The 22,943-nt window shown below is 68.0% G+C and carries 19 protein-coding genes and 1 pseudogene; 10 read left to right on the top strand and 10 right to left on the bottom strand.

Going from position 1 to position 22,943, the window contains the following annotated elements; all coding sequences use genetic code 11:
• The first annotated feature begins 9 nt into the window (after positions 1 to 9).
• Both ACLQ3J_RS07820 and ACLQ3J_RS07815 read left to right on the top strand, forming a co-directional pair.
• Complete coding sequence (locus ACLQ3J_RS07820) at positions 10 to 411, top strand: hypothetical protein (protein ID WP_425902778.1); 402 nt, start codon at positions 10 to 12, stop codon at positions 409 to 411.
• 158 nt (positions 412 to 569) lie between these two features.
• Complete coding sequence (locus ACLQ3J_RS07815) at positions 570 to 1,757, top strand: MFS transporter (protein WP_425902777.1); 1,188 nt, start codon at positions 570 to 572, stop codon at positions 1,755 to 1,757.
• Positions 1,758 to 1,770: 13 nt separating this feature from the next.
• Here ACLQ3J_RS07815 and ACLQ3J_RS07810 read toward each other — a convergent pair whose 3' ends face one another.
• Together ACLQ3J_RS07810 and ACLQ3J_RS07805 are read right to left on the bottom strand one after the other, a co-directional pair.
• The gene (locus tag ACLQ3J_RS07810; protein WP_169652564.1) at positions 1,771 to 3,705 is read right to left on the bottom strand and encodes a vWA domain-containing protein; all 1,935 of its coding nucleotides are present in this window, start codon (positions 3,703 to 3,705) and stop codon (positions 1,771 to 1,773) included.
• The gene (locus ACLQ3J_RS07805; protein WP_425902775.1) at positions 3,705 to 5,090 is read right to left on the bottom strand and encodes an ATP-binding protein; all 1,386 of its coding nucleotides are present in this window, start codon (positions 5,088 to 5,090) and stop codon (positions 3,705 to 3,707) included. The genes ACLQ3J_RS07810 and ACLQ3J_RS07805 overlap by 1 nt, the downstream gene beginning before the upstream one ends.
• A 588-nt stretch (positions 5,091 to 5,678) precedes the next feature.
• Here ACLQ3J_RS07805 and ACLQ3J_RS07800 point away from each other — a divergent pair.
• The 4 genes from ACLQ3J_RS07800 to ACLQ3J_RS07785 all read left to right on the top strand — a co-directional run bounded on the left by ACLQ3J_RS07800 (position 5,679) and on the right by ACLQ3J_RS07785 (position 8,019).
• Complete coding sequence (locus tag ACLQ3J_RS07800) at positions 5,679 to 6,065, top strand: ANTAR domain-containing protein (protein WP_425902774.1); 387 nt, start codon at positions 5,679 to 5,681, stop codon at positions 6,063 to 6,065.
• The gene (locus tag ACLQ3J_RS07795) at positions 6,049 to 6,435 is read left to right on the top strand and encodes a hypothetical protein (RefSeq protein ID WP_425902772.1); all 387 of its coding nucleotides are present in this window, start codon (positions 6,049 to 6,051) and stop codon (positions 6,433 to 6,435) included. The genes ACLQ3J_RS07800 and ACLQ3J_RS07795 overlap by 17 nt, the downstream gene beginning before the upstream one ends.
• Before the next feature lie 101 nt (positions 6,436 to 6,536).
• Positions 6,537 to 7,499: an alpha/beta hydrolase gene (locus ACLQ3J_RS07790; RefSeq protein ID WP_296549574.1), complete on the top strand. Its 963-nt coding sequence runs from the start codon at positions 6,537 to 6,539 to the stop codon at positions 7,497 to 7,499.
• 280 nt (positions 7,500 to 7,779) lie between these two features.
• Positions 7,780 to 8,019, top strand: a complete 240-nt coding sequence (locus tag ACLQ3J_RS07785) for a hypothetical protein (protein WP_169652566.1) — start codon at positions 7,780 to 7,782, stop codon at positions 8,017 to 8,019.
• 42 nt (positions 8,020 to 8,061) lie between these two features.
• Here ACLQ3J_RS07785 and purH read toward each other — a convergent pair whose 3' ends face one another.
• The 4 genes from purH to ACLQ3J_RS07765 are packed head-to-tail and all read right to left on the bottom strand — an operon-like array spanning position 8,062 to position 13,136.
• Complete coding sequence (gene purH / locus ACLQ3J_RS07780) at positions 8,062 to 9,621, bottom strand: bifunctional phosphoribosylaminoimidazolecarboxamide formyltransferase/IMP cyclohydrolase (protein WP_169621440.1); 1,560 nt, start codon at positions 9,619 to 9,621, stop codon at positions 8,062 to 8,064.
• Positions 9,608 to 10,255, bottom strand: a complete 648-nt coding sequence (gene purN / locus ACLQ3J_RS07775; protein WP_425903144.1) for a phosphoribosylglycinamide formyltransferase — start codon at positions 10,253 to 10,255, stop codon at positions 9,608 to 9,610. Before purN ends, purH begins: the two co-directional genes overlap by 14 nt.
• Positions 10,256 to 10,309: 54 nt before the next feature.
• Complete coding sequence (locus tag ACLQ3J_RS07770; protein ID WP_425902770.1) at positions 10,310 to 11,824, bottom strand: DUF6350 family protein; 1,515 nt, start codon at positions 11,822 to 11,824, stop codon at positions 10,310 to 10,312.
• Between the two features lie 49 nt (positions 11,825 to 11,873).
• The gene (locus ACLQ3J_RS07765) at positions 11,874 to 13,136 is read right to left on the bottom strand and encodes a DUF5336 domain-containing protein (protein ID WP_169621437.1); all 1,263 of its coding nucleotides are present in this window, start codon (positions 13,134 to 13,136) and stop codon (positions 11,874 to 11,876) included.
• A 76-nt stretch (positions 13,137 to 13,212) separates the two neighbouring features.
• Between ACLQ3J_RS07765 and ACLQ3J_RS07760 the strand changes: the two genes are divergently transcribed.
• Positions 13,213 to 13,836: an IMPACT family protein gene (locus ACLQ3J_RS07760; RefSeq protein WP_425902768.1), complete on the top strand. Its 624-nt coding sequence runs from the start codon at positions 13,213 to 13,215 to the stop codon at positions 13,834 to 13,836.
• 87 nt (positions 13,837 to 13,923) lie between these two features.
• Here the strand turns inward: ACLQ3J_RS07760 and sucD are convergent, their stop codons facing one another.
• Complete coding sequence (gene sucD, locus ACLQ3J_RS07755; RefSeq protein WP_169621435.1) at positions 13,924 to 14,826, bottom strand: succinate--CoA ligase subunit alpha; 903 nt, start codon at positions 14,824 to 14,826, stop codon at positions 13,924 to 13,926.
• A 16-nt stretch (positions 14,827 to 14,842) separates the two neighbouring features.
• Positions 14,843 to 16,012: an ADP-forming succinate--CoA ligase subunit beta gene (sucC, locus tag ACLQ3J_RS07750; RefSeq protein ID WP_296549575.1), complete on the bottom strand. Its 1,170-nt coding sequence runs from the start codon at positions 16,010 to 16,012 to the stop codon at positions 14,843 to 14,845.
• Between the two features lie 464 nt (positions 16,013 to 16,476).
• Between sucC and ACLQ3J_RS07745 the strand changes: the two genes are divergently transcribed.
• A complete protein-coding gene (locus ACLQ3J_RS07745; protein WP_169621433.1) occupies positions 16,477 to 17,439 on the top strand; it encodes a M23 family metallopeptidase in 963 nt (320 codons plus the stop codon).
• 81 nt (positions 17,440 to 17,520) lie between these two features.
• Here ACLQ3J_RS07745 and pcrA read toward each other — a convergent pair whose 3' ends face one another.
• Complete coding sequence (gene pcrA, locus ACLQ3J_RS07740) at positions 17,521 to 19,884, bottom strand: DNA helicase PcrA (RefSeq protein WP_296549576.1); 2,364 nt, start codon at positions 19,882 to 19,884, stop codon at positions 17,521 to 17,523.
• A 134-nt stretch (positions 19,885 to 20,018) separates the two neighbouring features.
• Here pcrA and ACLQ3J_RS07735 point away from each other — a divergent pair, with 134 nt between their 5' ends.
• Positions 20,019 to 20,321 carry a chorismate mutase gene (locus tag ACLQ3J_RS07735; RefSeq protein WP_169621431.1) on the top strand — a complete coding sequence of 101 codons (303 nt, stop codon included), beginning with the start codon at positions 20,019 to 20,021 and terminating at the stop codon, positions 20,319 to 20,321.
• A gap of 81 nt (positions 20,322 to 20,402) precedes the next feature.
• On the opposite strand, the gene ACLQ3J_RS07730 is transcribed toward ACLQ3J_RS07735, so the two are convergent.
• Positions 20,403 to 21,854 (bottom strand): NAD-dependent succinate-semialdehyde dehydrogenase, encoded by a 1,452-nt coding sequence (locus ACLQ3J_RS07730; protein WP_169621430.1) that lies wholly within the window; start codon positions 21,852 to 21,854, stop codon positions 20,403 to 20,405.
• 78 nt (positions 21,855 to 21,932) lie between these two features.
• Here ACLQ3J_RS07730 and ACLQ3J_RS07725 point away from each other — a divergent pair.
• A pseudogene (locus ACLQ3J_RS07725) lies at positions 21,933 to 22,943 on the top strand (glucose-6-phosphate isomerase); the annotation flags it as partial.

The raw sequence follows: 22,943 nt of genomic DNA, 5'->3' as shown, positions 1-22,943 counted from the left end.
GGTGACCGCATGCGTCTGATCGTCCTGCTCGCTTGTAGCGTTCTCGCCGTCGCCTGCGGATCCGGCAGCCATGACATTGAACCACTGCCGGAAATTGCTGTGCCGCAAGGGGCGACGGAGTTCACCGCGCGACCCGACATCGTCGACCCGCATCCGGTGCAGGTCCAGGGATGGTCACGTGCCGGAGACGACCGCATCGCCCTGCACTTCGAGACGGGAACGCCGGAATGCTACGGCGTGCACGCCACGATCACGGAGACCACCGACGCAGTGGGTGTCACGGTGCTCGGCGGCACCCTGCCCGAGGCTCAGGACCGCATGTGCATCATGATCGCCGTGTTCGGGACGCTCGAGGTTCCGCTGGAGTCGCCGCTCGGAGAGCGAGTCGTCACGGCGGGTGAGCCGCACTGACCACGTATCCCGACGACGTGATGCACACTTCCCGAACACCTTCCGCACGCCGGCCTCAGCCGGCCCGAGCCGTATACGAGGCGCGGTGCCGGGCCGCATACCGTAGCGGCATGGCGATGTCGCTCACCCCGTCTCCCGCGGCGGCAGGCATCTGACCGATGTCCCACGCTTCCCGGATCGGCGTACCTCGCCATTGGCTGCTGTACCTGTGCACCGCGACCGCGCTGTTGCACGCGGCCTTCCAGTCGGTTCGTGTGCTCGTCTCGTACCGCATCCTCGCGCTCGGCGGCGACGCGACGACGATCGGCCTGGTCACCGCCCTCTACGCGATCGTGCCGTTGATCGCGGCGGTCCGGATGGGTCGTGCCGTCGACCGCGGTCACGCCACGATGATTCTGCGGGTCGGGATCGTGGTGTCCACGCTCGGTGTCGGGCTCATCGCGGCGAGTTCGGGTCTGCTGGTGCTCGGCGCGGGCAACATCGTCCTCGGCTTGGGGCAGTTGCTCGTCACGGTGTCCGGCCAGGCATTCGTCTCGATCCTGTCGCCGCCCGACCGGCTCGACCGAGGATTCGCCGGCATCACACTCGGAGTCTCCGTCGGCCAGGCCGTGGGTGTGCCGGTCGCGGGAATCATCGCCGCCGGCCACAGCGCGGACGACGGCTATGTGGAGACCACGGGCGCGCTACTGGTGATGACGGCGATCTGCGCGGTGGCATTGCCGTTCGTGCTCGGCCTGCGGGAGCCGCCCGGTTCGGGGCGCACCGCCGACGACGGTGCACCCCAGTCGGTGCTCTCGATGCTCTCCACTCTCGGCATGAAACCGGCGATGCTGTCGAGTCTGATCGTCCTCGCCGCCGTCGACCTCGTGGTGGTGTACCTGCCGCTGCTCGGGGAGCAGTTCGGGTTCGGGGTGCTGCTCGTGTCGGCGCTGCTCACCGCGAGGACGCTCACGTCGATCCTGTCCCGCGCGCTGTTGCCGTGGGCGTTGCGGCACGTCGGCCGGCGCCGGTTGCTCATCTCCGCCACTGCGGGCACCGTCGTGCCGGTCGCGCTCATACCGTTCCTGCCGAACCCGTGGCTCATCGCCGCGATGCTCGCGGTCTGCGGCGCGTTCTGGGGAGTCGGTCAACCACTCACGATGACCTGGGTCGTCGAACTGGTCGCCCCCTCCGACCGAGCCTCCGCGCTGGCGGTCCGGCTCACCGGCAACCGCCTCGGCCAAGTGCTCGTCCCCGTCGCCGCCGGCGGGATAGCCGGAATCGCAGGGGTGGCGTCGGTCTTCTGGGTGACCGCAGCACTGCTGTCCGCCGCGGCCACCTCGACGTGGCGGGCCCTGCGAACCTGACCCGCCGGCCACGTCAGCGGCGGCGCATCCGCACGTAGTCGCCCACCACCGCGGCGCCGAGGCCGTCGAGGTCGGGTGCCACGACCCGTCCCCCCACCCGGCGGGCCATCCGGTCGACGATCCGGGCCAGCCCGGGATCGTCGCCGAGCCGGAAGATCGTCACCTGGGCGCCGATCTTGCCGAGATGGTCGAGTTCGCGCACGGTCAGGCCCAGAGTCCTGGCGCTCGGCGGATAATCGAACGCCGCGTACCCCTCGGGTTCGAGGTGGGCGGTGGGCTCGCCGTCGGTCACGACCAGCACGACGGGCTGCGCGTTCGGATGACGACGCAGGTGCCGGCCCGCGAGCATCAGCGCGTGATGAAGATTGGTCCCCTGCTCGTACACACCGTCGAGGCCCGCCAGTTCCGGTGCGGTGACCACGCGCGCATGCCGCCCGAACGCGATCAACTGCAGCGCGTCGCCCCGGAACCGTGTGGACACCAGGTGGTTCAGTGCCAGAGCGGTGCGCTTCATCGGCACCCAGCGTCCGTCCATAACCATCGAGAACGACGTGTCCACGAGCAATGCGACCGCCGCCTGTGCCCGCTGCTCGGTATCGACCACCTCGACGTCGCTCACCGACATCCGGACCGGCACGCCGGGGCTGCGCAGCGTCGCGTTGGTGAGGGTGCGCACGACGTCCCACGGCTCGGTGTCGCCGAACTCCCAGGCCTTCGTCGCACCGGTGGGCTCCCCCATCGCCCCGGCGCGGCGCGATTCACGCTGACCCGTGCGGGACGATATCCGGTTCATCACGTCCCGCAGCGCGGTCTGCCCGAGCTGACGCATCGCCTTGGGCGAGAGCCGCCACTTGCCGTCCGCGCCGCGGTCGAAGAATCCCTCTTTCTGCAGTTCCTTCTCGAGATCGGCGAGTGTGCGAGCGTCGGCCACGGCCTGCGGACCGAGGTGGCGCTCGAGTTCGTCGAGATCGATGTCGTCGAGAGAAGCCCCGGCGTACTGCTGGGACAACTGCTCCGCGAGCCGGTCGAGTTCCGCGATCTCCTGGAGCGCCGAGGTCGCCTCACCGAGTCCCATCCCCTCGTCGCCACGCGTACGTTCGGATCCCGCCCAGTCCTCACCGGGCCGCGCGGCACGGAGATGTCCGTCGAGCCGGTCGAGCTGATTCGTCAACGACGGCGACCCGAACGCCTGCTGCGCGAGTGCGTCGAGTTCCTCCCGCTGTTCCGGCGTCAGCGAGTTCCGTAGCCGCTGCGCGGCGGCTGCCCGCTGCGCGAGCGAATCGAGCAGTTCCTCCACGTTCTGGGGATCGTCGGGAAAGAACTCGCCGTGCTCGGCCATGAACTGTTCGAAATCCTCGGGGGTGTCCTCCCCGCGCGCATGCTTGTCGAGGAGGTTGTTGAGGTCCTCGAGCATCTCGGAAATGCGCTGCCGGTCTTCCTCGGTGGCACCTTCCAGTGCCTGCTTCATTCCGGCGAACCGCTGGTCGAGCATTTCCCGGCCCAGCAGATCCCGGATCTTCTCGTAGTCCTGCCGCGCCTTGTCGCTGCGCCAGTCGTAGTCGGCGAGTTCCTGAACGGCCTGCGCTGTCGACGCCGGCAGTTCCTCGATCCGCATCTCGGCGAACCGGGCGTCGTCGTCGAGGGCGCGCGCGAGTTCCTTCCGTTCCTCGAGCACCGCCCGGTCGAGGAGTTCGCGCACCTCTCTCAGAGTGCCGTCGAGATCGGTGCGGTCGAGCAGTTCCCTCTTGCGCCGGTTGGCCTGCGCGGCAAGCTTGTCGAGTCCGCGCATGCTGCTGCTGCCGCGCCGCAGCAGTTCGCGCAGGGCGCGTTGCGGCGACGCCCCGCCGAGGACGTCGTCGCCGATCGCGGAGAGCGCGTCGCGCAGATCCACGGGTGGCGCGAGCGGGTCGCCCCCGTGGTACGGGCCGTACCTCGCGGAACGGTCCATCAGGAGTACACCGCCGCGCCGCGCGGGCCGGCGTCCTTTGCGATGCGCCGCGCCAGATACAGGCCCTCGAGTGCGAGTTCGATTGCGGCGGCGCGAGAGCCGCTGTCGGAAGCGCCGAGTCGTTCGGCGACCGTGTCGAGGACCGGCAGTTCGGGCAGCGCGTCGAGCAACGATTTCGCAGTGACGCGCTCGCCGGTGATCACCGGCTCACCCTGCTCGACCGCGGCGACGAGTGGGGCGAGATCGATCCCGGCCAGCCGCGTGCGCGCCGTGTCCGCGGTCGCACGACGCAGCAGGTGGTCGAGGATCTCGAATTCCCGTCCTTCCTCCCCTGATTCGAACTCCACCTTCCCGCGCAGTACCTCGACGACAGTGGCCAGGTCGACGGGCCGCGCCACGGGGTCGTCCTCACCGAGCACCGCGCCGCGGTGCACGGCAGCGGCCGCGACGGTTTCGGCGCCGGCCACGGCGAAGCGCGCGGAGACACCGGAGCGCTGGTCGACCGACGTCGACTCGCGCAGCAACCGCGTGAAGCGCGCGAGAATCTCGACGAGGAAGTCGGGAACGCGGGCCTGCAGGTCGGCTTCCTGCTCGATCACCGCGACCTCGTCGTCGAGTTCCATGGGGTAATGGGTGCGGATCTCGGCACCGAACCGGTCCTTGAGCGGAGTGATGATCCGGCCGCGGTTGGTGTAGTCCTCCGGGTTCGCGCTCGCGACGAGCAGCACGTCGAGCGGGAGCCGGAGTGTGTAGCCACGCACCTGGATGTCGCGCTCCTCCATGACGTTGAGCAACGACACCTGGATGCGCTCGGCGAGATCGGGAAGCTCGTTGATCGCGACGATTCCGCGGTGGGCGCGTGGGACCAGCCCGAAGTGGATCGTCTCGGGATCACCGAGGCTGCGTCCTTCCGCCACCTTCACCGGGTCCACGTCCCCGACGAGGTCGGCGACGGAGGTATCGGGAGTTGCCAGCTTCTCGGCGTAGCGCTCGCTGCGGTGTCGCCACGCGACCGGCAGATCGTCGCCGAGTTCGGCCGCGCGGCGGAGCGAGACGGGCGTAATGGGTTCGTAGGGGTGCTCACCGAGTTCGGATCCCGCGATCACAGGGGTCCACTCGTCGAGCAGCAACGCGAGGGTACGCAGCAGGCGCGTCTTGCCCTGGCCTCGTTCGCCGAGAAGGACGACATCGTGACCGGCGAGCAGTGCCCGCTCGAGTTGGGGGACCACGGTCTCGTCGAATCCGACGATGCCGGGCCAGGGATCGGTGCCGTCGCGCAGCGCGGCGACGAGGTTCTGCCTCATCTCGTCCTTGACGGGACGATGTACGTGGCCGGAGGCGCGCAGCTCTCCGAGGGTGGACGGGCGCGGTGTGGGAGACGTCACCTCATCCAAGGTACGACCGTGCGGCGGTTTCGGCACCTGCAAGCCGAGGAACCTCTTCTTCCCGGACGACCTGGGCCGCCGGATCCGGTGGATCGTCGAGAAACGTGCCCGCTGTGCGTCGCCGGAAGGCCGATTCGCCCGCGGTGGCCGCGGTCTAGGCTGGCGAAAAGGCATCGCCACCGGGGCAGGCCTGACACCTCGGTTCGTCTCCGCGATGATGGGTAATCCCACAGACGAAAGGGGGCCGCGTGGATGCGTTTCCGGACTCGACACCGGACGAGCTGACGGCTGTGTACGCCCGGATGTCCGGAGTGCTGCTGTCCGAACAGACCGTCGCCACAGCACTGCAATTGATCACCTCCCTGGCCGTGGACACCCTGCCCGGATCGATCGGATCCGGGGTCAGTGTCCGCGGTATCAACGGGGACGAGGTCACCTCCGCCGCGACCGATCGGATGGTCGAACGCGCCGACGCGTTGCAATACGAACTCGGCCAGGGACCGTGTCTCACCGCATGGCACGACGGGGTGATCGTGCGCGTCGCACGATGTCGGCGCCGATCCCCGGTGGCCGCTGTGGTCGGCACGGGTGGACTCGACCGGTATCCGGTCGGTGCTCAGCGCGCCGCTGGTCACCGCGGACCGGTCGTGGGGGGCGATCAAGGTGTATTCCGACCGCGCCGGGGCCTACGACGAGACCGAGGTCGGCCTGCTGCGGCGGTTCGCGGCCCAGGCCGCCATTCTGGTCGCCAACGTGCACACCTTCCGCAGTGCCGAACGGCTCAGCGACAACCTCAAGCGCGCGCTGCACACCCGGGATCTGATCGCCACGGCCAAGGGCATCGTGATGCTGCGCGAACAACTGGACCCCGATCAGGCCATGCGGTGGCTGATCGAGCAGTCCAGCCTGTCGGGAACCACCCTGGCAACCCTGGCAGAGACGCTCGTCGAGGCGGCCGGTGACGAAGCGGGGTGAGCAGGTGATGCGTCTGTTTCCGTCCGGCGAGGCCCATCGCCGGTTCCTCGAGGCGCTCGCCGCGACCGGGCTGACTCTCGACGAGTTGTGGTTGCGCTACTTCGCGCTCGGCGGGGATGCCGGCAAGGTCGAGATCGAGGCATACCTCGACGGAATGGTGCCGTTGTCGGTTCTGCAGCACGACCTGCTCGCGCATGCCGTCAACGAGCGTCTCGCGGAGATCGCTCCACCGCGCGCGCCCTACGCGGAGGAACTGCCCGCCCCGGAGTCCGCGGACAACGACACAGCATCCGGCCGTATCGACGGCACGGCGGCCGATGCCGAGGACGGTGACAGCAGGGGGCCGGACGTCGACGACGACGCACCCTGACGCAGCCGGGGCGAGACCTCCGTTCGGCGGCACTCCGCAGGTACGCACCCATGAGGTGCCTGAATACGGAACGTCGGGGGCTCTTCTGATAGACACGGTGTATGTCGGACACCGAGATCACCTTTTCCAGCGGCGACGTGACCCTGCACGGCAGCGTCCGGGTACCCGTGTCGATGAGGAGGGGTGTGGTGCCCGGAGTGCTTCTGCTCGCCGGCAGCGGTCCTACCGACCGCAACGGTGACAGCGCCCTGCTTCCGGGGCCGATCGGCACGCTGCGCCACCTCGCCGACGTCCTCGAACGGCACGGCTTCGCCAGCCTGCGCTACGACAAGCTCGGCAGCGGCGTGACCGGCCTCGGACCGTACGACGTCGAGGACGTCGCCGATCTCGGGTTCTCCACGTTCATCGACGCCGCGTCCGCAGGTCTCGATTTCCTCGCAGGCCGGCGCGGTGTCGACGCGAACCGTCTCTACGTCGTCGGACACAGCGAAGGTGCGCTGATCGCCCTGGCGCTGGCGCAGGACAACCCGCGGATCAGGGGTATCGGTCTGGTCGAACCCCTCGCGGTACGCCTGCTCGACCTGCTGACCGCCCAGATCGACGCCCAGCTCGACGCGGTGGTCGTCGCCCAGAAGCTCCCCGTGCAGATTGCCGACGAACTCCGGCTGGCGCTGACCGGAGCGGTCGAATCGCTGCGGGCCGACGGTACCCTCAGCGACCACCTGCCCGAACCCCTCCGCAACGCCGGGCTCGTTCCCGCGAACGCCAAGGCTCTCGCGGAGGAGGACGCGCTCGATCCTCGGATGCTCGCCGCCCAGGTCGACGGCGACCTGCCGGTGCTCTCGAGCGCATCGACCAAGGACATCCAGGTGCGTATCGAGGACGTGGACGCTCTCGACGACGCGCTCGTCCACACCCGCCTGACATCGCTGCGCATGACCCGCACCAACCACGTCCTCAAGGACATCGGGGACCAGCAGTCCACGGGCGCCGACTACATCGCCGACCTGCCCTTCTCGGAGGAGTTCACGTCCGGTTTCGAGGCGTGGCTGAAGAGTCTGTGACCGGGTCCGCGAAATAACAAATGTCGCTTTCACGTTATTGGTGTATGGTTTCCCGTTAACCCGCTGGTACGCCCGAGAAAGGTACGGTTCGATGCGATTCAAGCACATGCACGTCATCGGCTGTTCCGTACCTTTTGCGCACCTTCATTCCCACTTCGCCGCAAGGCCACCCCGAGAATAGAAGTCACACGACGACTCCCTTCTCGGGCACCCGGGCACATCGCCCCGGGTGCCCTTTCTTATCCCCACAGCTTCATTCCCCGACAGGAGAAACAACATCATGAAACTTCGCATCGAACCCGGCGGATCCGTCCCGTCGGACCTGCCCGGCGACCTGACCGGCCACGCCATCACGATCGATCTCAGCCGCGTCGGTGGCACCGAAAGCGGCGCCGCCGCAGCAGATCTGATCCGTGAACTGCTCGACCGGGGTGCCGCGCGCCTCGTCATCTCCGAGGGCCGCGGATCGCGCGGAACCGAGTCCGCACACGACGACGCCGCCCACTCGCACGCTGCCTGACCTGCAGGCACGTGCGCCGTGGACGGCGCCGTCCGGTATCTGTCAGTGGGCGAAGTGGCGGGCACCCGTCAGGTACAGGGTGATCCCGGCTTCACGCGCTGCCTCGATGACCTCGTTGTCGCGCACCGATCCGCCGGGCTGAACGACGGCCTTCACTCCGGCCTCGGTGAGCACTTGGAGGCCGTCCGCGAACGGGAAGAACGCGTCCGAGGCGGCGACGGAACCGACGACCCGGTCGCCCGCGCGTGCCACAGCCAGACGTGACGAATCGACGCGGTTGACCTGCCCCATGCCGACTCCGACGGTCGCGCCACCCGAGACCAGGAGAATCGCATTGGACTTGACGGCGCGCACCGTCCGCCACGCGAACTCGAGATCGCGCAGGGTGGCTTCGTCGGCGGCCTCGCCGCACGCGAGCTGCCAGTTGGCCGGTGCATCGCCCTCGGCATCGAGCGCGTCGCGTTCCTGAAGCAGGAGCCCGCCGGAAATCTGGCGCATCTCGATCTGCGAGGACGACGGCGAGTCGGCCCGCAGGATGCGGATGTTCTTCTTGCGGGAGAGCACCTCTACCGCACCGTCCGCATACGACGGCGCGATGACGACCTCGGTGAAGATCTCGGCGACCTGCTCGGCCATCTTCACGCTCACCTCACGGTTCGCGGCGATCACACCACCGAATGCCGACACCGGGTCGCATTCGTGGGCATTGCGGTGAGCGGTCGCGATGTCATCGGCGATCGCGATCCCACAGGGGTTGGCGTGCTTGATGATCGCGACGCACGGCTCGCGATGATCGTGCGCGGCGCGCCATGCGGCGTCGGCGTCCTGATAGTTGTTGTAGGACATTTCCTTGCCGTGGAACTGCTCGGCCTGAGCGAGTCCCGGCTCGCCCGACCCGTCCACGTAGAGGGCAGCCGCCTGGTGCGGGTTCTCGCCGTAGCGCAGCACATTCGCACGGGTCCACGTGGCGCCGGTCCAGGCGGGGAACTTCGCATCGTCGTCCGGAGCCGCGTAGCCACTGTTCATCCAGGTCGCCACCGCGACGTCGTAGGCCGCGGTGTGCTGGAACGCTTGCGCGGCAAGGCGCTTGCGCTGCTCGAGGGTGAAACCACCGGCCGCAACGGATTCGAGGACATCGCCGTATGCGGCGGGATCCACGACCACAGCCACCGACGGGTGGTTCTTCGCAGCGGCGCGCACCATGGACGGTCCGCCGATGTCGATCTGCTCGACGCACTCGTCGGGGCCGGCGCCGGAGGCAACCGTCTCCGTGAACGGGTAGAGGTTGACCACGACCAGTTCGAATGCCTCGATGCCCAGATCGGCGATCTGGTCGAGGTGGTCCTGCTTGCGGGTGTCCGCGAGGATGCCGGCGTGGACACGCGGGTGCAGCGTCTTCACGCGACCCTCGAGGCACTCCGGGAAGCCGGTGAGTTCCTCCACCTTCGTCACGGGCAGGCCCGCTCCGGCGATCGTCGCCGCGGTGGAGCCGGTCGAGACCAGCTCGACCCCCGCGTCGTGGAGTCCTGTCGCCAGTTCGACGAGTCCGCTCTTGTCGTACACGCTGACCAGCGCGCGGCGCACAGTCTTACGTTCGGTCACCGGGGATCACGGCCTTTCGTCCATCGGAAACAACTCCACGGGTCGCGACGGCGGCGACCACCTCTGCCAACAGCCGTCGCTCCACAACTTTGATTCGTTCGTGCAGGCTCGCCACGTCGTCGTCCTCGAGGACGGGCACCGCCTCCTGCGCGAGCACCGGGCCGGTGTCGACTCCGCCGTCGACGAGGTGCACCGTCGAACCGGTGACCTTCACGCCGTACGCGAGCGCATCGGGCACTGCGTGTGCGCCGGGGAACGACGGCAGCAATGCCGGGTGGGTATTGATGATGCGTCCACCGAAACGGTCGAGGAACGCCGGTCCCAGGATCTTCATGAATCCGGCGGTGACCACGAGATCGGGCTCGAATTCGGCGACGGCCTCGGTGAGTGCGCGATCCCAGGCAGCCCTGTCCGGATGCTCGCGCAGGGACACCCGGAACACGGGGATACCGGCTGCCGCCGAGTGCTCTTCGGCCGGGCACTCGCGGTCGATACCGACAGCGACGATGCGTGCGGGGTAGTCGTCGTCACGCGCCTGCTCGAGCAGTGATGCCAACAGGCTTCCCGTCCCGGACGCGAGTACGACGAGCCGCGCCGGTGCGGTGGGCGGCAACTGGTCACGCGAGGCAGTCAGGGCACTACTCCTGGAACTCGAGGGGGTCGGCCGACGAACCGGCCGTGTCAAAGCCTAGTCGGCGCCCTTCTTGCCCTTGCCCTTGCCCTCCGTGTCCGACTCCGCCTCCGACTCGGCGTCCGCCACGGCTTCTCGGCTTTCGTCCTCCCCGGACTCGTCCTCCGCAGACACGCCCTCCGACGTCTCGTCGGTGCGGGAGTCGGAGTCCGGGTCCGCGTCGTGATCGGAATCCTCGGCCGCGTCGCTGCGCTCCGCTGCCTCGTCATCCTCCCTCAGCTCGTCGTCGATCGGGTCATCGTCCAACTGCTCGTCGTCTGTCTGCTCGTGGTAGTCCTCGCGCAGGACTGCGGCGGCCAGGCGACCCTCGCGCCACATGAGCAACTGGGCGACTATGAGCCCGAGCAGTCCTGCCCACGCGAACAGGAGCACGCCGGCGAGCCACCATCTGGCCCCGACGACCCCGAAGATTCCCAGTGGGCCACCTGCCGCCCAGGTGATGCCTGCGGTGACCAGCCCGGCGAACCCTGCCGCGGCCAGAACCGTCCGAGCAGCGTCGAGGCTTCCCACCGGCGCCCCGTCGGCCTGCGCCTGGAGCGTGCGCTGCGCGGCAAACCGGCCGAGCAGAGCACCGACTGTGGCCGGCACAGCAAGCAGTACCGGCCACAGTGCGTGCGCCGGTCCCGCCGGGATCGCCGCGAGGATCGGGAGAGCAGGCAGATCGCCCCCCGACGCCTCGAACAAGCTCAACCGCACCTGCCCGAACTGTGCGGTGCTCCCGGCCAGCACCGCGGACGCACCGATCACCAGATTCGGCAGGTACAGGATCGACAGGACGGTGAGACCGAGGACGCCCGTCCAGGTTTCACCGCGTGCCAGCAGGTCGCCCAGTGTGGTCCACGACCACAGCAGTCCCGCGACGACGAGGACGCCGCCGACCGCGAACATGCCGAGCACCGCCCTCGCCGCGGGGCGGACCGACAGCACGAGCCATTCCGGCACCGCGTACCGGAGGACCAGCGGCCGCCACAGACGTGAGCCGATTCCGAGCAACGCGGCGAGCAGGTACAGGCCCGTCACCCACGCCAGAGCCGCAGCGGGGTTCGGCGACGCGACAGGAAGAACACCCGCCGCGTCCTGCATCACGACGAGCGCGACGACCGTGACGGTCAGCGGGCCGGCCAGTGTTGCCGCGGTGATGCGTGCGGCGTCGGGGCCTTCGAGTTGGTACCCGGTGTAGTCCATGACGGCGTCTGCCGCCGAGGCGGCCCCTCGCGCCGACAACCACACCAGGACCGCTGTGGGCAACAGGGGAAGCACACCGAGCGAGGTGCCGTCGATCGTGAGGGTCACCTGGTGCAGCGCGAGCCAGGTACCCGCGATGGCGGCGTAGATCCCCGCCAGGTCGCTGTTCGCGAGCACCATGGTGGTCACCACGATCGTGGCGACCACCGCGAGCGTCACCGCGGGAAGACGTGCCGCGGTACCGACCAGGATTCGGAACCGCTCCGGATCGAGGTGGCCGTCCTCGGGTGGAGTGTGCCGGGTCGACCGGCCGAGCGTGGAAGTCATCGAGTCGAGGGTGTCACCGACGTGTCGCGGAGGGTGTCAGGCGCGCCGATCACCGTTGGTCACCCGGTGAGCGGAACGCCTGGGTGGGGGCGGGCTCGCCGGGAGCGGAACCCTCGTTGTCTTCGGCGCGGTTCACGACGGCGCGCTCGGCATCGGACTCGGGCGCCGACGACGCATCCTCCTGCTCCGGGCGGCCCGGCGACTGCTGCGCGTCCGTGTGCTCCGACTCGGACCGGTCGTACTCGCCGCCGGTGTTCACCCCGGAATGCGACTGGGTGGCCTGGTCGGGCCCGCCGTACTGAGCGGGAGTGAAGCGCTGTGTGCGTTCCTGGTCGGTGCCCCCGTGTTCGCCCGAGTGCTGCTGGCCGAACTGCCCACCGTGCTGCTGTGCGCCCGCAAAAGGCTGGTCGCCCGGCTGCTGTCCGGCGGGGTACTGCGACTCCGGCGACGGCGACGCGGAGGAAGACGACCCACCGGGGTACTGCTGGCTACCGGAGTGCTGGCTACCGGACTGCTCGGACTGCCGGCCGGAGGCGGGCTGGCCCGGGTACTGCTGCGCCCCACCGTACTGCTGGCCCCCGTACTGACCGCCGTACTGCTGGCCCCCGTACTGCTGGGCATCGAACTGCTGACCCGGGAACTGCTGAGCACCGAACTGCTGACCGGGATACTGCTGAGCTCCGGCGGCCTGCCCGCCGTACTGCTGCTGGCCGCCGTACTGGCCGCCGTACTGCTGCTGGCCTGTGTACTGCTGCCCGCCGTACTGCTGGGCACCGAACTGCTGTCCCGGGTACTGCTGGGCACCGAACTGTCCGACACCCTGCTGCGCCGAACCCTGCTGCGGCGAACCCTGCGGATAGCCTTGTGCGCCACCGCTCTGCCGTGCCGAGCGTCCGGGCACCAGAATGCCCAGTCCGAACAGCAGAGTGACGACGGCGAGCGCGGCCTGCACGAAGCCGAAGACGAGGATCGTGACTCCGCCCCAGGCGATTCCCGTGTCTTCCGGCAGATGGAACAACTGGAAGAGCGAGGTCACGAAGCCGACTCCCGACGCGACCACTGCCACTGCCCGCAGGTCCTGGCCGGGCAGCAACGAGAGCGCTGCGCTGACGCCACCGAGCAACAGGAAAGCGAGGGGCACGACGGCGAATCCGAAATCGAACGACGACAGTGCGACGCGGGAACCGAACGTGATGCTCACATACGGCGCGAGACCGAGTAGAAAGTTCACGACACCGAGCGCGGCGACCACAAGTGGCAGCAGCAGCGGCACCACCTTGCTCGGGGTGGATTGCCCTGCGGGGAAATTCATCGGTCCTCCTGCTGTCGGTTCGGCTGTCGTCCGTCTCCTGCGTACCAGCCTAGGCACGACCCGCGAGAATGGGGCCATGCCGCACACTTTTGCCCCGGGCCCGGATGTCGTCGTGGAAACCGAGGTCAAACGTTCGCGGTTTCTCGCCGCGCTCCGGCGTGTCGAATCGCCGGAGTCGGCGCTGGCCTTCGTCGAGGAACAGCGGCGACTGTATCCCGATGCACGCCACCACTGCTGGGCCTTCGTCGTCGGCGACGAGCATGCGACGCGGGCCGAGCGGTCGAGCGACGACGGCGAACCGGGCGGAACCGCGGGCATCCCGATGTTGCAGGTCCTGCATCACCGCGATCTCGTGAACGTCGCCGTGGTGGTGACGCGGTGGTTCGGCGGCATCAAGCTGGGTGCGGGCGGACTCGTGCGCGCGTACTCGGGAGCGGTCACGACCGCGCTCGACTCGGCGCGCGTGGTCACGCGGGTCCGCCGGGAGTTGTTCGAACTCGGGGTCGACCATGCCGACGCGGGTCGCGTGGAAGCCGAGCTGAGGCAGCGCGGAGTCAGCGTGCTCGGCGTCGCGTACGGCGAGCGTGCGGTGCTGACCGTCGCGACATCCGACCCGGCCGTTCTCACGGCGACGGTCGCGTCGGTCACGTCCGGTTCGGGTGACCTGACGCCGGTGGGACACCAGTGGATCGACGAATAGGCACCGAAAACACACTGCCCCCGAAAATGCACTGCCCGTGTGTGTTCCGTCGGGAACACACACGGGCAGAGGTCGAACGGTGCGAAATTACAGCGACTGCAGGATTTCGCGCGCGAGAGCGGCGGTCTCGGACGGCGTCTTGCCGACCTTGACGCCGGCAGCCTCGAGGGCGTCCTTCTTGGCCTGGGCGGTGCCCGAGGAACCGGAGACGATGGCGCCGGCGTGGCCCATGGTCTTGCCCTCGGGTGCGGTGAAGCCCGCGACGTAGCCGACGACCGGCTTGGTCACATTGGCCTTGATGTAATCGGCTGCGCGCTCCTCGGCGTCGCCGCCGATCTCGCCGATCATCACGATGACCTTGGTCTCGGGATCCTTCTCGAACGCAGCGATCGCATCGATGTGGGTGGTGCCGATGACCGGGTCGCCGCCGATGCCGATGGCGGTCGAGAAACCGTACTCACGGAGTTCGAACATCATCTGGTAGGTCAGGGTGCCCGACTTCGACACGAGACCGACCGGGCCCTTGCCGGCGATATTCGCCGGGGTGATGCCGACCAGCGCCTCGCCGGGGGTGATGATGCCGGGGCAGTTGGGGCCGATGATCCGGGTCTTCTCGCCCTTGTCGACGTTGTAGGCCCACGCGTACGCGGAGTCCTGCACCGGGATGCCCTCGGTGATGACGACCAGCAGCGGGATCTCGGCGTCGATGGCCTCGACGATGGCGTCCTTCGCGAAGGCCGGCGGAACGAACGCGATGGAGACGTCCGCGCCGGTCTCCTTCATGGCCTCGGCGACGGTGCCGTAGACCGGCAGTTCGACAGCGTTGCCGTCCTTGTCGGTGTGCGAGACCGTGGTGCCGGCCTTGCGGGCGTTGACGCCGCCGACAACCTGGGTGCCGGCCTTGAGCATGAGGGCGGTGTGCTTGGTGCCCTCGCCGCCGGTGATGCCCTGGACGATGACCTTGGAATCCTTGGTAAGGAAGATTGCCATTGTTCTGTGTGTCCCTTTACTTCGCTGCGAAGGCGAGCTCGGCAGCCTTGTCGGCAGCCTCGTCCATGGTGGCGACGACCGTGACCAGCGGGTGGTTGGCCTCGGAGAGGATGCGGCGACCCTCCTCGACGTTGTTGCCGTCGAGGCGGACGACCAGCGGCTTGTTGGCCTCGTCGCCCAGCGTCTCGAGCGCGCCGACGATGCCGTTTGCCACGGCGTCACATGCGGTGATGCCACCGAAGACGTTGACGAACACGCTCTTGACCTGCTCGTCGTTGAGGATCACGTCCAGGCCGGCGGCCATGACGGCAGCCGAAGCGCCGCCACCGATATCGAGGAAGTTGGCGGGCTTGACTCCGCCGTGCTTCTCACCTGCGTAGGCGACGACGTCGAGAGTGGACATCACGAGTCCTGCGCCGTTACCGATGATGCCGACCTCGCCGTCGAGCTTGACGTAGTTGAGGTCGTTCTCCTTGGCCTTGAGCTCGAGCGGATCGGTGGCGTCCCGATCCTCGAATGCCTCGTGGCCGGGCTGACGGAACGCGGCGTTCTCGTCCAGCGTCACCTTGCCGTCGAGAGCCAGAATCTGGTCGTCCGGGGTGCGGACGAGGGGGTTCACCTCGACGAGGAGCGCGTCCTCCTTGATGAACACCTCCCACAGCTTCTGGATGGTGTTGGCGGCGGCATCGAGCACCTCTGCGGGCAGCTTGCCGGCCTCGGCGATCTCGCGGGCGAAGGCCAGGTCGACGCCCTTGACTGCGTCCACCGGGATCTTCGCGAGGGCGTCCGGGTTCTCCTCGGCGGTGACCTCGATCTCGACGCCACCCTCCACGGAGCACATCGCCAGGTAGGTGCGGTTGGTGCGGTCCAGCAGGAAGGAGATGTAGTACTCCTCGGCGATGTCACTCGCCTCTGCGACCAGCAGCTTCTTCACGACGTGGCCCTTGATGTCGAGGCCCAGGATGGCCTCGGCGTTGGCCACGGCGGCGTCGACGTCGGCGGAGTACTTCACGCCGCCGGCCTTGCCACGGCCGCCGACCTTGACCTGTGCCTTGACCATCACGGGCTTGCCGATTTCCTCGGCGATCTCGCGGGCTCCGGCGACCGTGTCTGTAACACGTCCAGCCGACGTCGGCACGTCATGCTTGGCGAAAAGTTCCTTCGCCTGGTATTCGAAGAGATCCATCTGCTCACCGTCTCGTCTGCGTTCACGCCCGCTCGGGGGTATTGAGCGGGCCGGTTCGGACTCTAGTTACATGGACGCCCTGCGAAACGTCCGCGCTCCGGTCATGTGGCGCATGTCACGGATCCTGGACGCCGAGGGTTAGCTCACGGGTTTCCTCCCGGAATGTGAGAACGCCGCAACCAAGAGGACCACCATCCCCAGGATGACAGGCGCCGCTCACGGGGCCGCGACCGGCTCCCCCGAGGCCACCCGGCAGTCGGGCCCGATTGCTCCGAGACTGTTTCGCAATGCAAAAGTCATTGGATGTTTCATTGCGTGACATTCGGCCCATTCCCCGCTTTTCCCAGCACATAACTGTGATGCCGCTCACATAAGCGCTTTGGTTTGCGTTATAGGTTGCCCTGCTTGCGATCGTTTCGTTACCGTCGCTCTGGTCAAGTAACGATGAGGTCACGAAACGGAGGATGGCGATGCGCCCAGGCAGCCCGATTGCCGAAAGCCACGCCCGCCGGCCCGAAACGGCACCGGACGACTGGAACGCTTGGACCACAGCGACCATAGATTTCCGCACGACGGGCCTCGCCTCCGAGCCGACCTACTACGTCGACGCTCCCACCTCGGATTCCGCCGAATCTTCCGACACCGTCTCTCCTGTTCGCCGCAGCGGAGCGCACCGGGTGCCCACTCCCCCGACCGCGCTCAAGGGCCGTGCCGCGGTGTTCGCCGTCGCCGCCGGCGCAGTCGTCGCAGCGGGTCAGGCAGCGACCAACGGTGGCCCCGGCCAGAACGCCGACCACAGCCAGGTCGCACTCGCCGCAGACACCAGCGACTCCTCGGTCATCACGGCCACCGCGGTGCCGCAGGCAGCGCAGTTCACTTCCGACAGCACCGGTGCGGCACCCTCGCAGGCGCCCCAGGTGCTCAACATCGCCGACCCCAACGACCTGTCGCAGTTCTCCAACCTCCTCGCCAAGGGCGAACGCTTCAGCGAGGAGCGAGCGGCACGCGAGGCAGCGGCCCGACGGCCCCTGTTCGTCCTTCCCGCTGCGGGCGCGTTCACCTCGAACTTCGGTGCTCGCTGGGGCACTCTCCATGCCGGCATCGACATCGCCGGCCCGATCGGCACCCCGATCCTCGCGGTCGCCGACGGTGAAGTCATCGATTCCGGTCCCGCGTCGGGTTTCGGTATGTGGATCCGGTTGCTCCATGCCGACGGCACGGTCACCGTGTACGGGCACATCGATCAGTCCATGGTCAGCGTGGGACAGCAGGTCCTGGCCGGCGACCAGATCGCCACCATGGGTAACCGCGGATTCTCCACCGGTCCGCACCTCCACTTCGAGGTGCACCTCAACGGCGTCGACAAGATCGACCCGGTGCCGTGGCTCGCCACCCGGGGCATCGCCCCCGGCAGCAACCGCGTCTGACGAACTCCCACATCGCGCGCCCTTCCGCCGCGATACCGGTCGCCTCGCGACAGCCCGCGCGGGCAACCGCGGTGCGGGCGCCTAGAGCTTGATCATCGGCACGCCGCCGACCAGCATCAGCCGGACCTTACCGGCACTTCCGAAGTCGATGACGACCGTCGCGGTAGGCCCACTGCCCTTCGTCTCCAGAACCGTGCCCAGCCCGTACTTGTCGTGGCTGACGCGGTCGCCGACGGCGAGCACGAGGTGATTGTTTCGCCCGCGCGGCGCCCCGAAACTCGGCGAGGACGAACGCTCCTCCCTCGCACCGAACCGCGATCCCGTGCCCGAGCCGATGGCATGTCCGCGCCCCGGCCCCGGATCTGTCCGCTTCCATTCGACGAGGTGCTGCGGAATCTCCTGCAGGAAACGAGATTCCGGATTCGTGACGGGTTGTCCCCACGACGAGCGCAGCACTGCGCGGCTGACGTACAGACGACGGCGCGCTCGCGTGATGCCGACGTAAGCCAGACGCCGCTCTTCGGACAACTCGGCAGGATCACCGAGCGCACGCATGTGCGGGAACTGCCCGTCTTCCCAGCCCGTCACGAACACGACGGGGAACTCGAGTCCCTTGGCGGTGTGCAGCGTCATCAACGTGACGACACCGTCCTGGTTTTCGGGGATCTGGTCGGCGTCGGCGACGAGTGAGACCTTCTCCAGGAACGCCGCCAGCGAACCGGGATCCGGGTCGCCGTCTTCACGTCCCACATCTTCGATACCCGCGGCATTGCGCACGTCGGCGCTGAATTCCCGTGCGACACTGACGAGTTCGTTGAGGTTGTCGAGCCGGGCGCCGTCCTGCGGATCGTCGCTGGCGGCGAGTTCGGCGCTGTACCCGGTGCGTTCGAGAATCGCCTCGACCACGTCGCCGATGTCGACCGTGTCGTTGCCGTCGGCGTCGGAGACCACCAGCATCGCCCGCAGTTCGTCGAGAATCCCCACGAATCCGGCGATCGCCTTCTGCGCACGAGTGTTCAGCAGGGCAACTTTGCCCTCGGCCGCATCCCGCAGCGCCTGACCGAACCCGATGCCGAGACGCTCGGCATGCACCGCCACGCAGGCCTCGGCCCGGTCGCCGATGCCGCGTCGAGGCGTGTTGAGGATCCGGCGCAGGCTCACGGTGTCCTCGGGGTTCTCGAGGACCTTGAGGTACGCGACGATGTCGCGCACTTCCTTGCGCTCGTAGAACCGGACCCCGCCGACGACCTTGTACGGCACGCCGTGACGGATGAACACGTCCTCGAAGGCCCTGGACGCGTTGTTGGTGCGGTAGAACACCGCGATATCGGAGAACTTGATGCCCTCGTCGACGAGACGGTCGATCTCCGCCGCGACGAACCGCGCCTCGTCGTGCTCGTTGTCGGCCACGTACCCGACCACGAGATCGCCCTCCCCGGAATCGGTCCACAACCGCTTCTCGCGACGACCGGTGTTGCGGGAGATCACCGCGTTCGCCGCGGACAAGATGTTCTGGGTGGACCGGTAGTTCTGCTCGAGCAGGATCGTGCGCGCCTGGGGATAGTCGCGCTCGAACTCCTCGATGTTGCGGATGGTCGCGCCGCGGAAGGCGTAGATCGACTGGTCGGCGTCGCCGACCACGCACAGTTCGCTCGGCTCGACGGTGGAGTCGTCGTCGGGGTCGCCCACCAGGGTGCGGACCAGCACGTACTGGGCGTGGTTCGTGTCCTGGTACTCGTCGACCAGCACGTGCCGGAAGCGCCGGCGGTAGTACTCGGCGATGTCCGGGTGAGCCTGCAGCAACGCGACGGTCTCGCCGATCAGGTCGTCGAAGTCGAAAGCGTTCGCGGCACGGAGGCGCTGCTGATACAGCGCGTACACCCGCGCGACGATCCGTTCCAGATCGCTGGCGTCGGCACCGACGGCGGCCGCCGCCTCTTCCGGGCCGATCAGCTCGTTCTTCAGATTCGAGATCTGGGTGGAGAGCAGCCGCGGAGAGTACTTCTTGATGTCTAGTTCGAGGTCTTTCGCGATCATCGTCAGCAGCCGGCGCGAATCGTCGGCGTCGTAGATCGTGAAGTTGGAGTTCATGCCGGGCAGGAGGCTCGCCTGGGCCCGCAGAATCCGGACGCAGCTCGAGTGGAAGGTCGACACCCACATCGACAGGGCACGTGGCCCGACCAGAGCGGCTACGCGCTCGCGCATCTCTGCGGCTGCTTTGTTGGTGAACGTGATGGCGAGCACCTGACCGGGTGCGACGCCTCGCTCGCCCAGCAGGTAGGCGATCCGCCGCGTGAGCACTGCCGTCTTGCCCGAGCCCGCACCCGCCACGATGAGCAGCGGCCCACCTTCGTGCGTGACCGCTTCCCGCTGTTGTGGATTGAGTCCCTCGAGGAGAGCGTCCGAATCGGGGGTCGTGTGGGCGGGAGCAACGGGAGTGTTCATCGTTCTACCAAACTACCGGACGCGTACGACAGCGAATCCCCGACTTGGCCGCGGATTGACACGGTGGCAAACTGGACGTTATGTCATGCGCCCTTCACCGGTCGGACGGCCAGCGCTGACGCGAGGAGATGACATTGAACGCCAACACCGACGCTGCTCTTTCCGGCGAAACCGCCGACGCAGTGCCCACCACCGAGGCCGAGATCGACGAACTCCGCAAGGAGATCGATCGCCTCGACGCCGAGATCCTCGCGGCCGTCAAGCGCCGCACCGAGGTCTCGCGCATCATCGGCCGGACCCGGATGGCGTCCGGCGGCACGAGGCTCGTGCACAGCCGCGAGATGAAGGTGCTCGAGCGTTTCAGCGAACTGGGCCAGGAAGGCCACACCCTCGCGATGCTGCTGCTGCGCCTCGGCCGCGGTCGCCTCGGCCACTAGCCCACGGGCAGTGCCGGCCTGAACACTGCGCCGGCCTGAACACTGCCGGCCCGTGGGCGTAGCGGCCGGGGCTCCCTCCCGTTACCGGAGCGCGATGTATTTCGTCTCGAGGTATTCCTCGATACCTTCGGTCCCGCCTTCGCGGCCGATGCCGGACGCCTTGATCCCGCCGAACGGTGCGGCGACATCCGACACCACTCCCCGGTTGACGCCGACGATGCCCGATTCCAGTGCATCCGACACCCGGAGCGCCCGATCCAGATCGTGCGTGAAGATGTACGCCGCCAGCCCGTACTCGGTGTCGTTGGCTGCGGCGACGGCCTCGTCCTCCGTGTCGAAACCGGTGACGGCGGCGACCGGCCCGAAGACCTCTTCCCGCAGGATGCGAGCAGTACGCGGCACGTCGTCGAGCACCGTGGCCGGATAGAACCAGCCCGGGCCCTCCGGGGTCTCCCCGCCGAGTCGCACCGTCGCGCCTCCCGCAACCGCGTCTTCGACCAGTTCGATCACCGTCTTCTTCTGGTTCTCGTTGATCAGCGGCCCGAGGGTCGTGTCGGGATCGGTCCCCGGCCCTTGCTTGTACGACGCCATGCGTTCGGTGAGCTTGGTGACGAATTCCTCCCGGACGGAGTTCGCGACGTGGAACCTGTTCGCGGCCGTGCACGCCTCACCGCCGTTCCGCAGTTTGGCCGCAACCGCACCCTCGACCGCTTCGTCGAGGTCGGCGTCGTCGAACACGACGAACGGTGCGTTTCCGCCGAGTTCCAGGGAGGTGCGCAGGAGCGACCGGCCGGCGGTCTGCGCGAGCGACCGTCCTACCGCCGTCGATCCGGTGAAGGTGAGTTTGCGCAGCCGCGGATCCTCGAGCAGGGGGCCGGTCACATCCCCGGCGTGGGACGTCGGCAGCACCGACAACACGCCTGCGGGCAGACCGGCTTCGGCGAAGAACTGGGCAAGCATCAGCAGGGTCAGCGGCGTCTCCGACGCAGGCTTGACGAGCATCGTGCACCCCGCGGCCAGCGCGGGGGCGATCTTGCGGGTACCCATCGCGAGAGGGAAGTTCCACGGCGTGATCGCAAGGCACGGGCCGACCGGTTGCTTCGTGACGAGAATGCGGCCGTTGCCCGCCGGGGCGGGGGTGTAGCGGCCGGCGATCCGCACTGCTTCCTCGGAGAACCATCGCAGGAACTCGGTGCCGTACGCGACTTCGGACCTGCTCTCGGGCAATGCTTTACCCATTTCGAGGGTCATGAGCAGCGCGACGTCGTCGGCGCGTTCGCTGATCTTCGCCCACACCGCGCGAAGAAGTTCTGCTCGCTCACGCGGAGGCGTCGCGGCCCAGTCGCGGCCTGCGGTCACCGCAGCATCCAGGGCGCGCATGGCGTCGTCGGGAGTGGCGTCGGCCACCTCGGCCAGAACGTCACCCGTGGCGGGGTTGTGGACGGGAAAGGTCGCTCGATTTCCGGCAGGCACCCACTCGCCACCGAGAAAGAGGTCGGTGGGCACGGACCGGATCAGTTCTGATGTGTCCATGAATCCCATCATGCGCGTCCCGCGCCGCGGAGGGTGCAAACCCGGCGGTTCGGGGAGGTGGACACTACTGTCGATCGCATGAGCGACGTGACCCGATCCACCCCGTGGCAGAAGTTGGTCGATCATCGCGCGGAGGTCGAGGGGATGCATCTGCGGGAGATGTTTGCCGCCGATCCCGGCCGCGCCGACGCGATGACCGCTGCCGCCGGGGATCTGGTGGTCGACTACAGCAAACACCGGGTCACCGCCCGCACCATCGAGTTGCTGCTCGATCTGGCCCGGGCGGTCGGGCTCGAGGCGGCCCGCGAGGCGATGTTCACCGGCGAGCACGTCAATGTCACCGAGGACCGGGCGGTGCTGCACACCGCGTTGCGGTTGCCGCGGTCGGCGCGGTTGGTTGTCGACGGGCGTGAGGTCGTCGCCGATGTCCACGAGGTGCTCGACGCGATGGGGGAGTTCACCGATCGGGTGCGTTACGGCCGGTGGCGGGGGGCGACCGGGGAGAAGATCACCACGGTGGTCAACATCGGGATCGGGGGGTCGGATCTGGGGCCGGTGATGGTGACGCGGGCGTTGCGGCACTATCACGACGGTCCGCAGGTGCGGTTCGTGTCGAATGTGGATCCGGCGGATCTGACCGGGGTGCTGGCGGGGCTGGATCCGGCGTCGACGTTGTTCGTGGTGGCGTCGAAGACGTTCTCCACGCTCGAGACGTTGTGTAATGCGACGGCGGCGCGGCGGTGGGTGGTGGCGGCGCTGGGTGAGGAGGCGGTGGCGGCGCATTTCGTGGCGGTGTCGACGCATGCGGAGCGGGTGGCGGAGTTCGGGATCGATCCGGTGAACATGTTCGGGTTCTGGGAGTGGGTGGGGGGCCGGTATTCGGTGGATTCGGCGATCGGGTTGGCGGTGATGTGTGCGGTCGGGCGGGAGCGGTTCGGGGAGTTGCTGGCGGGGTTTCGGGTGATCGATGAGCATTTCCGGTCGGTGCCGCTCGAGCGCAATGTTCCGGTGTTGTTGGGGTTGTTGGGGGTGTGGTACACGTCGGTGCTGGGGGCGCAGTCGCGGGTGGTGTTGCCGTATGCGAATGAT

It is taken from the genome of Rhodococcus sp. DT1, assembly GCF_049844875.1.
In the GTDB taxonomy this organism is placed as follows: Bacteria; Actinomycetota; Actinomycetes; order Mycobacteriales; family Mycobacteriaceae; genus Rhodococcus.
This window is presented reverse-complemented; position numbering and strand designations above follow the sequence as displayed.

Bases quoted from the DNA above. Each gene is read 5' to 3' on its own strand.
- sucC (WP_296549575.1), bottom strand. From the start codon at position 16,012: ATGGATCTCTTCGAATACCAGGCGAAGGAACTTTTCGCCAAGCATGAC.
- ACLQ3J_RS07730 (WP_169621430.1), bottom strand. From the start codon at position 21,854: ATGGACACATCAGAACTGATCCGGTCCGTGCCCACCGACCTCTTTCTC.
- ACLQ3J_RS07810 (WP_169652564.1), bottom strand. From the start codon at position 3,705: ATGGACCGTTCCGCGAGGTACGGCCCGTACCACGGGGGCGACCCGCTC.
- ACLQ3J_RS07820 (WP_425902778.1), top strand. From the start codon at position 10: ATGCGTCTGATCGTCCTGCTCGCTTGTAGCGTTCTCGCCGTCGCCTGC.
- ACLQ3J_RS07770 (WP_425902770.1), bottom strand. From the start codon at position 11,824: ATGACTTCCACGCTCGGCCGGTCGACCCGGCACACTCCACCCGAGGAC.
- ACLQ3J_RS07765 (WP_169621437.1), bottom strand. From the start codon at position 13,136: ATGAATTTCCCCGCAGGGCAATCCACCCCGAGCAAGGTGGTGCCGCTG.
- ACLQ3J_RS07790 (WP_296549574.1), top strand. From the start codon at position 6,537: ATGTCGGACACCGAGATCACCTTTTCCAGCGGCGACGTGACCCTGCAC.
- sucD (WP_169621435.1), bottom strand. From the start codon at position 14,826: ATGGCAATCTTCCTTACCAAGGATTCCAAGGTCATCGTCCAGGGCATC.
- pcrA (WP_296549576.1), bottom strand. From the start codon at position 19,884: ATGAACACTCCCGTTGCTCCCGCCCACACGACCCCCGATTCGGACGCT.
- ACLQ3J_RS07815 (WP_425902777.1), top strand. From the start codon at position 570: ATGTCCCACGCTTCCCGGATCGGCGTACCTCGCCATTGGCTGCTGTAC.
- ACLQ3J_RS07760 (WP_425902768.1), top strand. From the start codon at position 13,213: ATGCCGCACACTTTTGCCCCGGGCCCGGATGTCGTCGTGGAAACCGAG.
- ACLQ3J_RS07745 (WP_169621433.1), top strand. From the start codon at position 16,477: ATGGCGATGCGCCCAGGCAGCCCGATTGCCGAAAGCCACGCCCGCCGG.
- ACLQ3J_RS07785 (WP_169652566.1), top strand. From the start codon at position 7,780: ATGAAACTTCGCATCGAACCCGGCGGATCCGTCCCGTCGGACCTGCCC.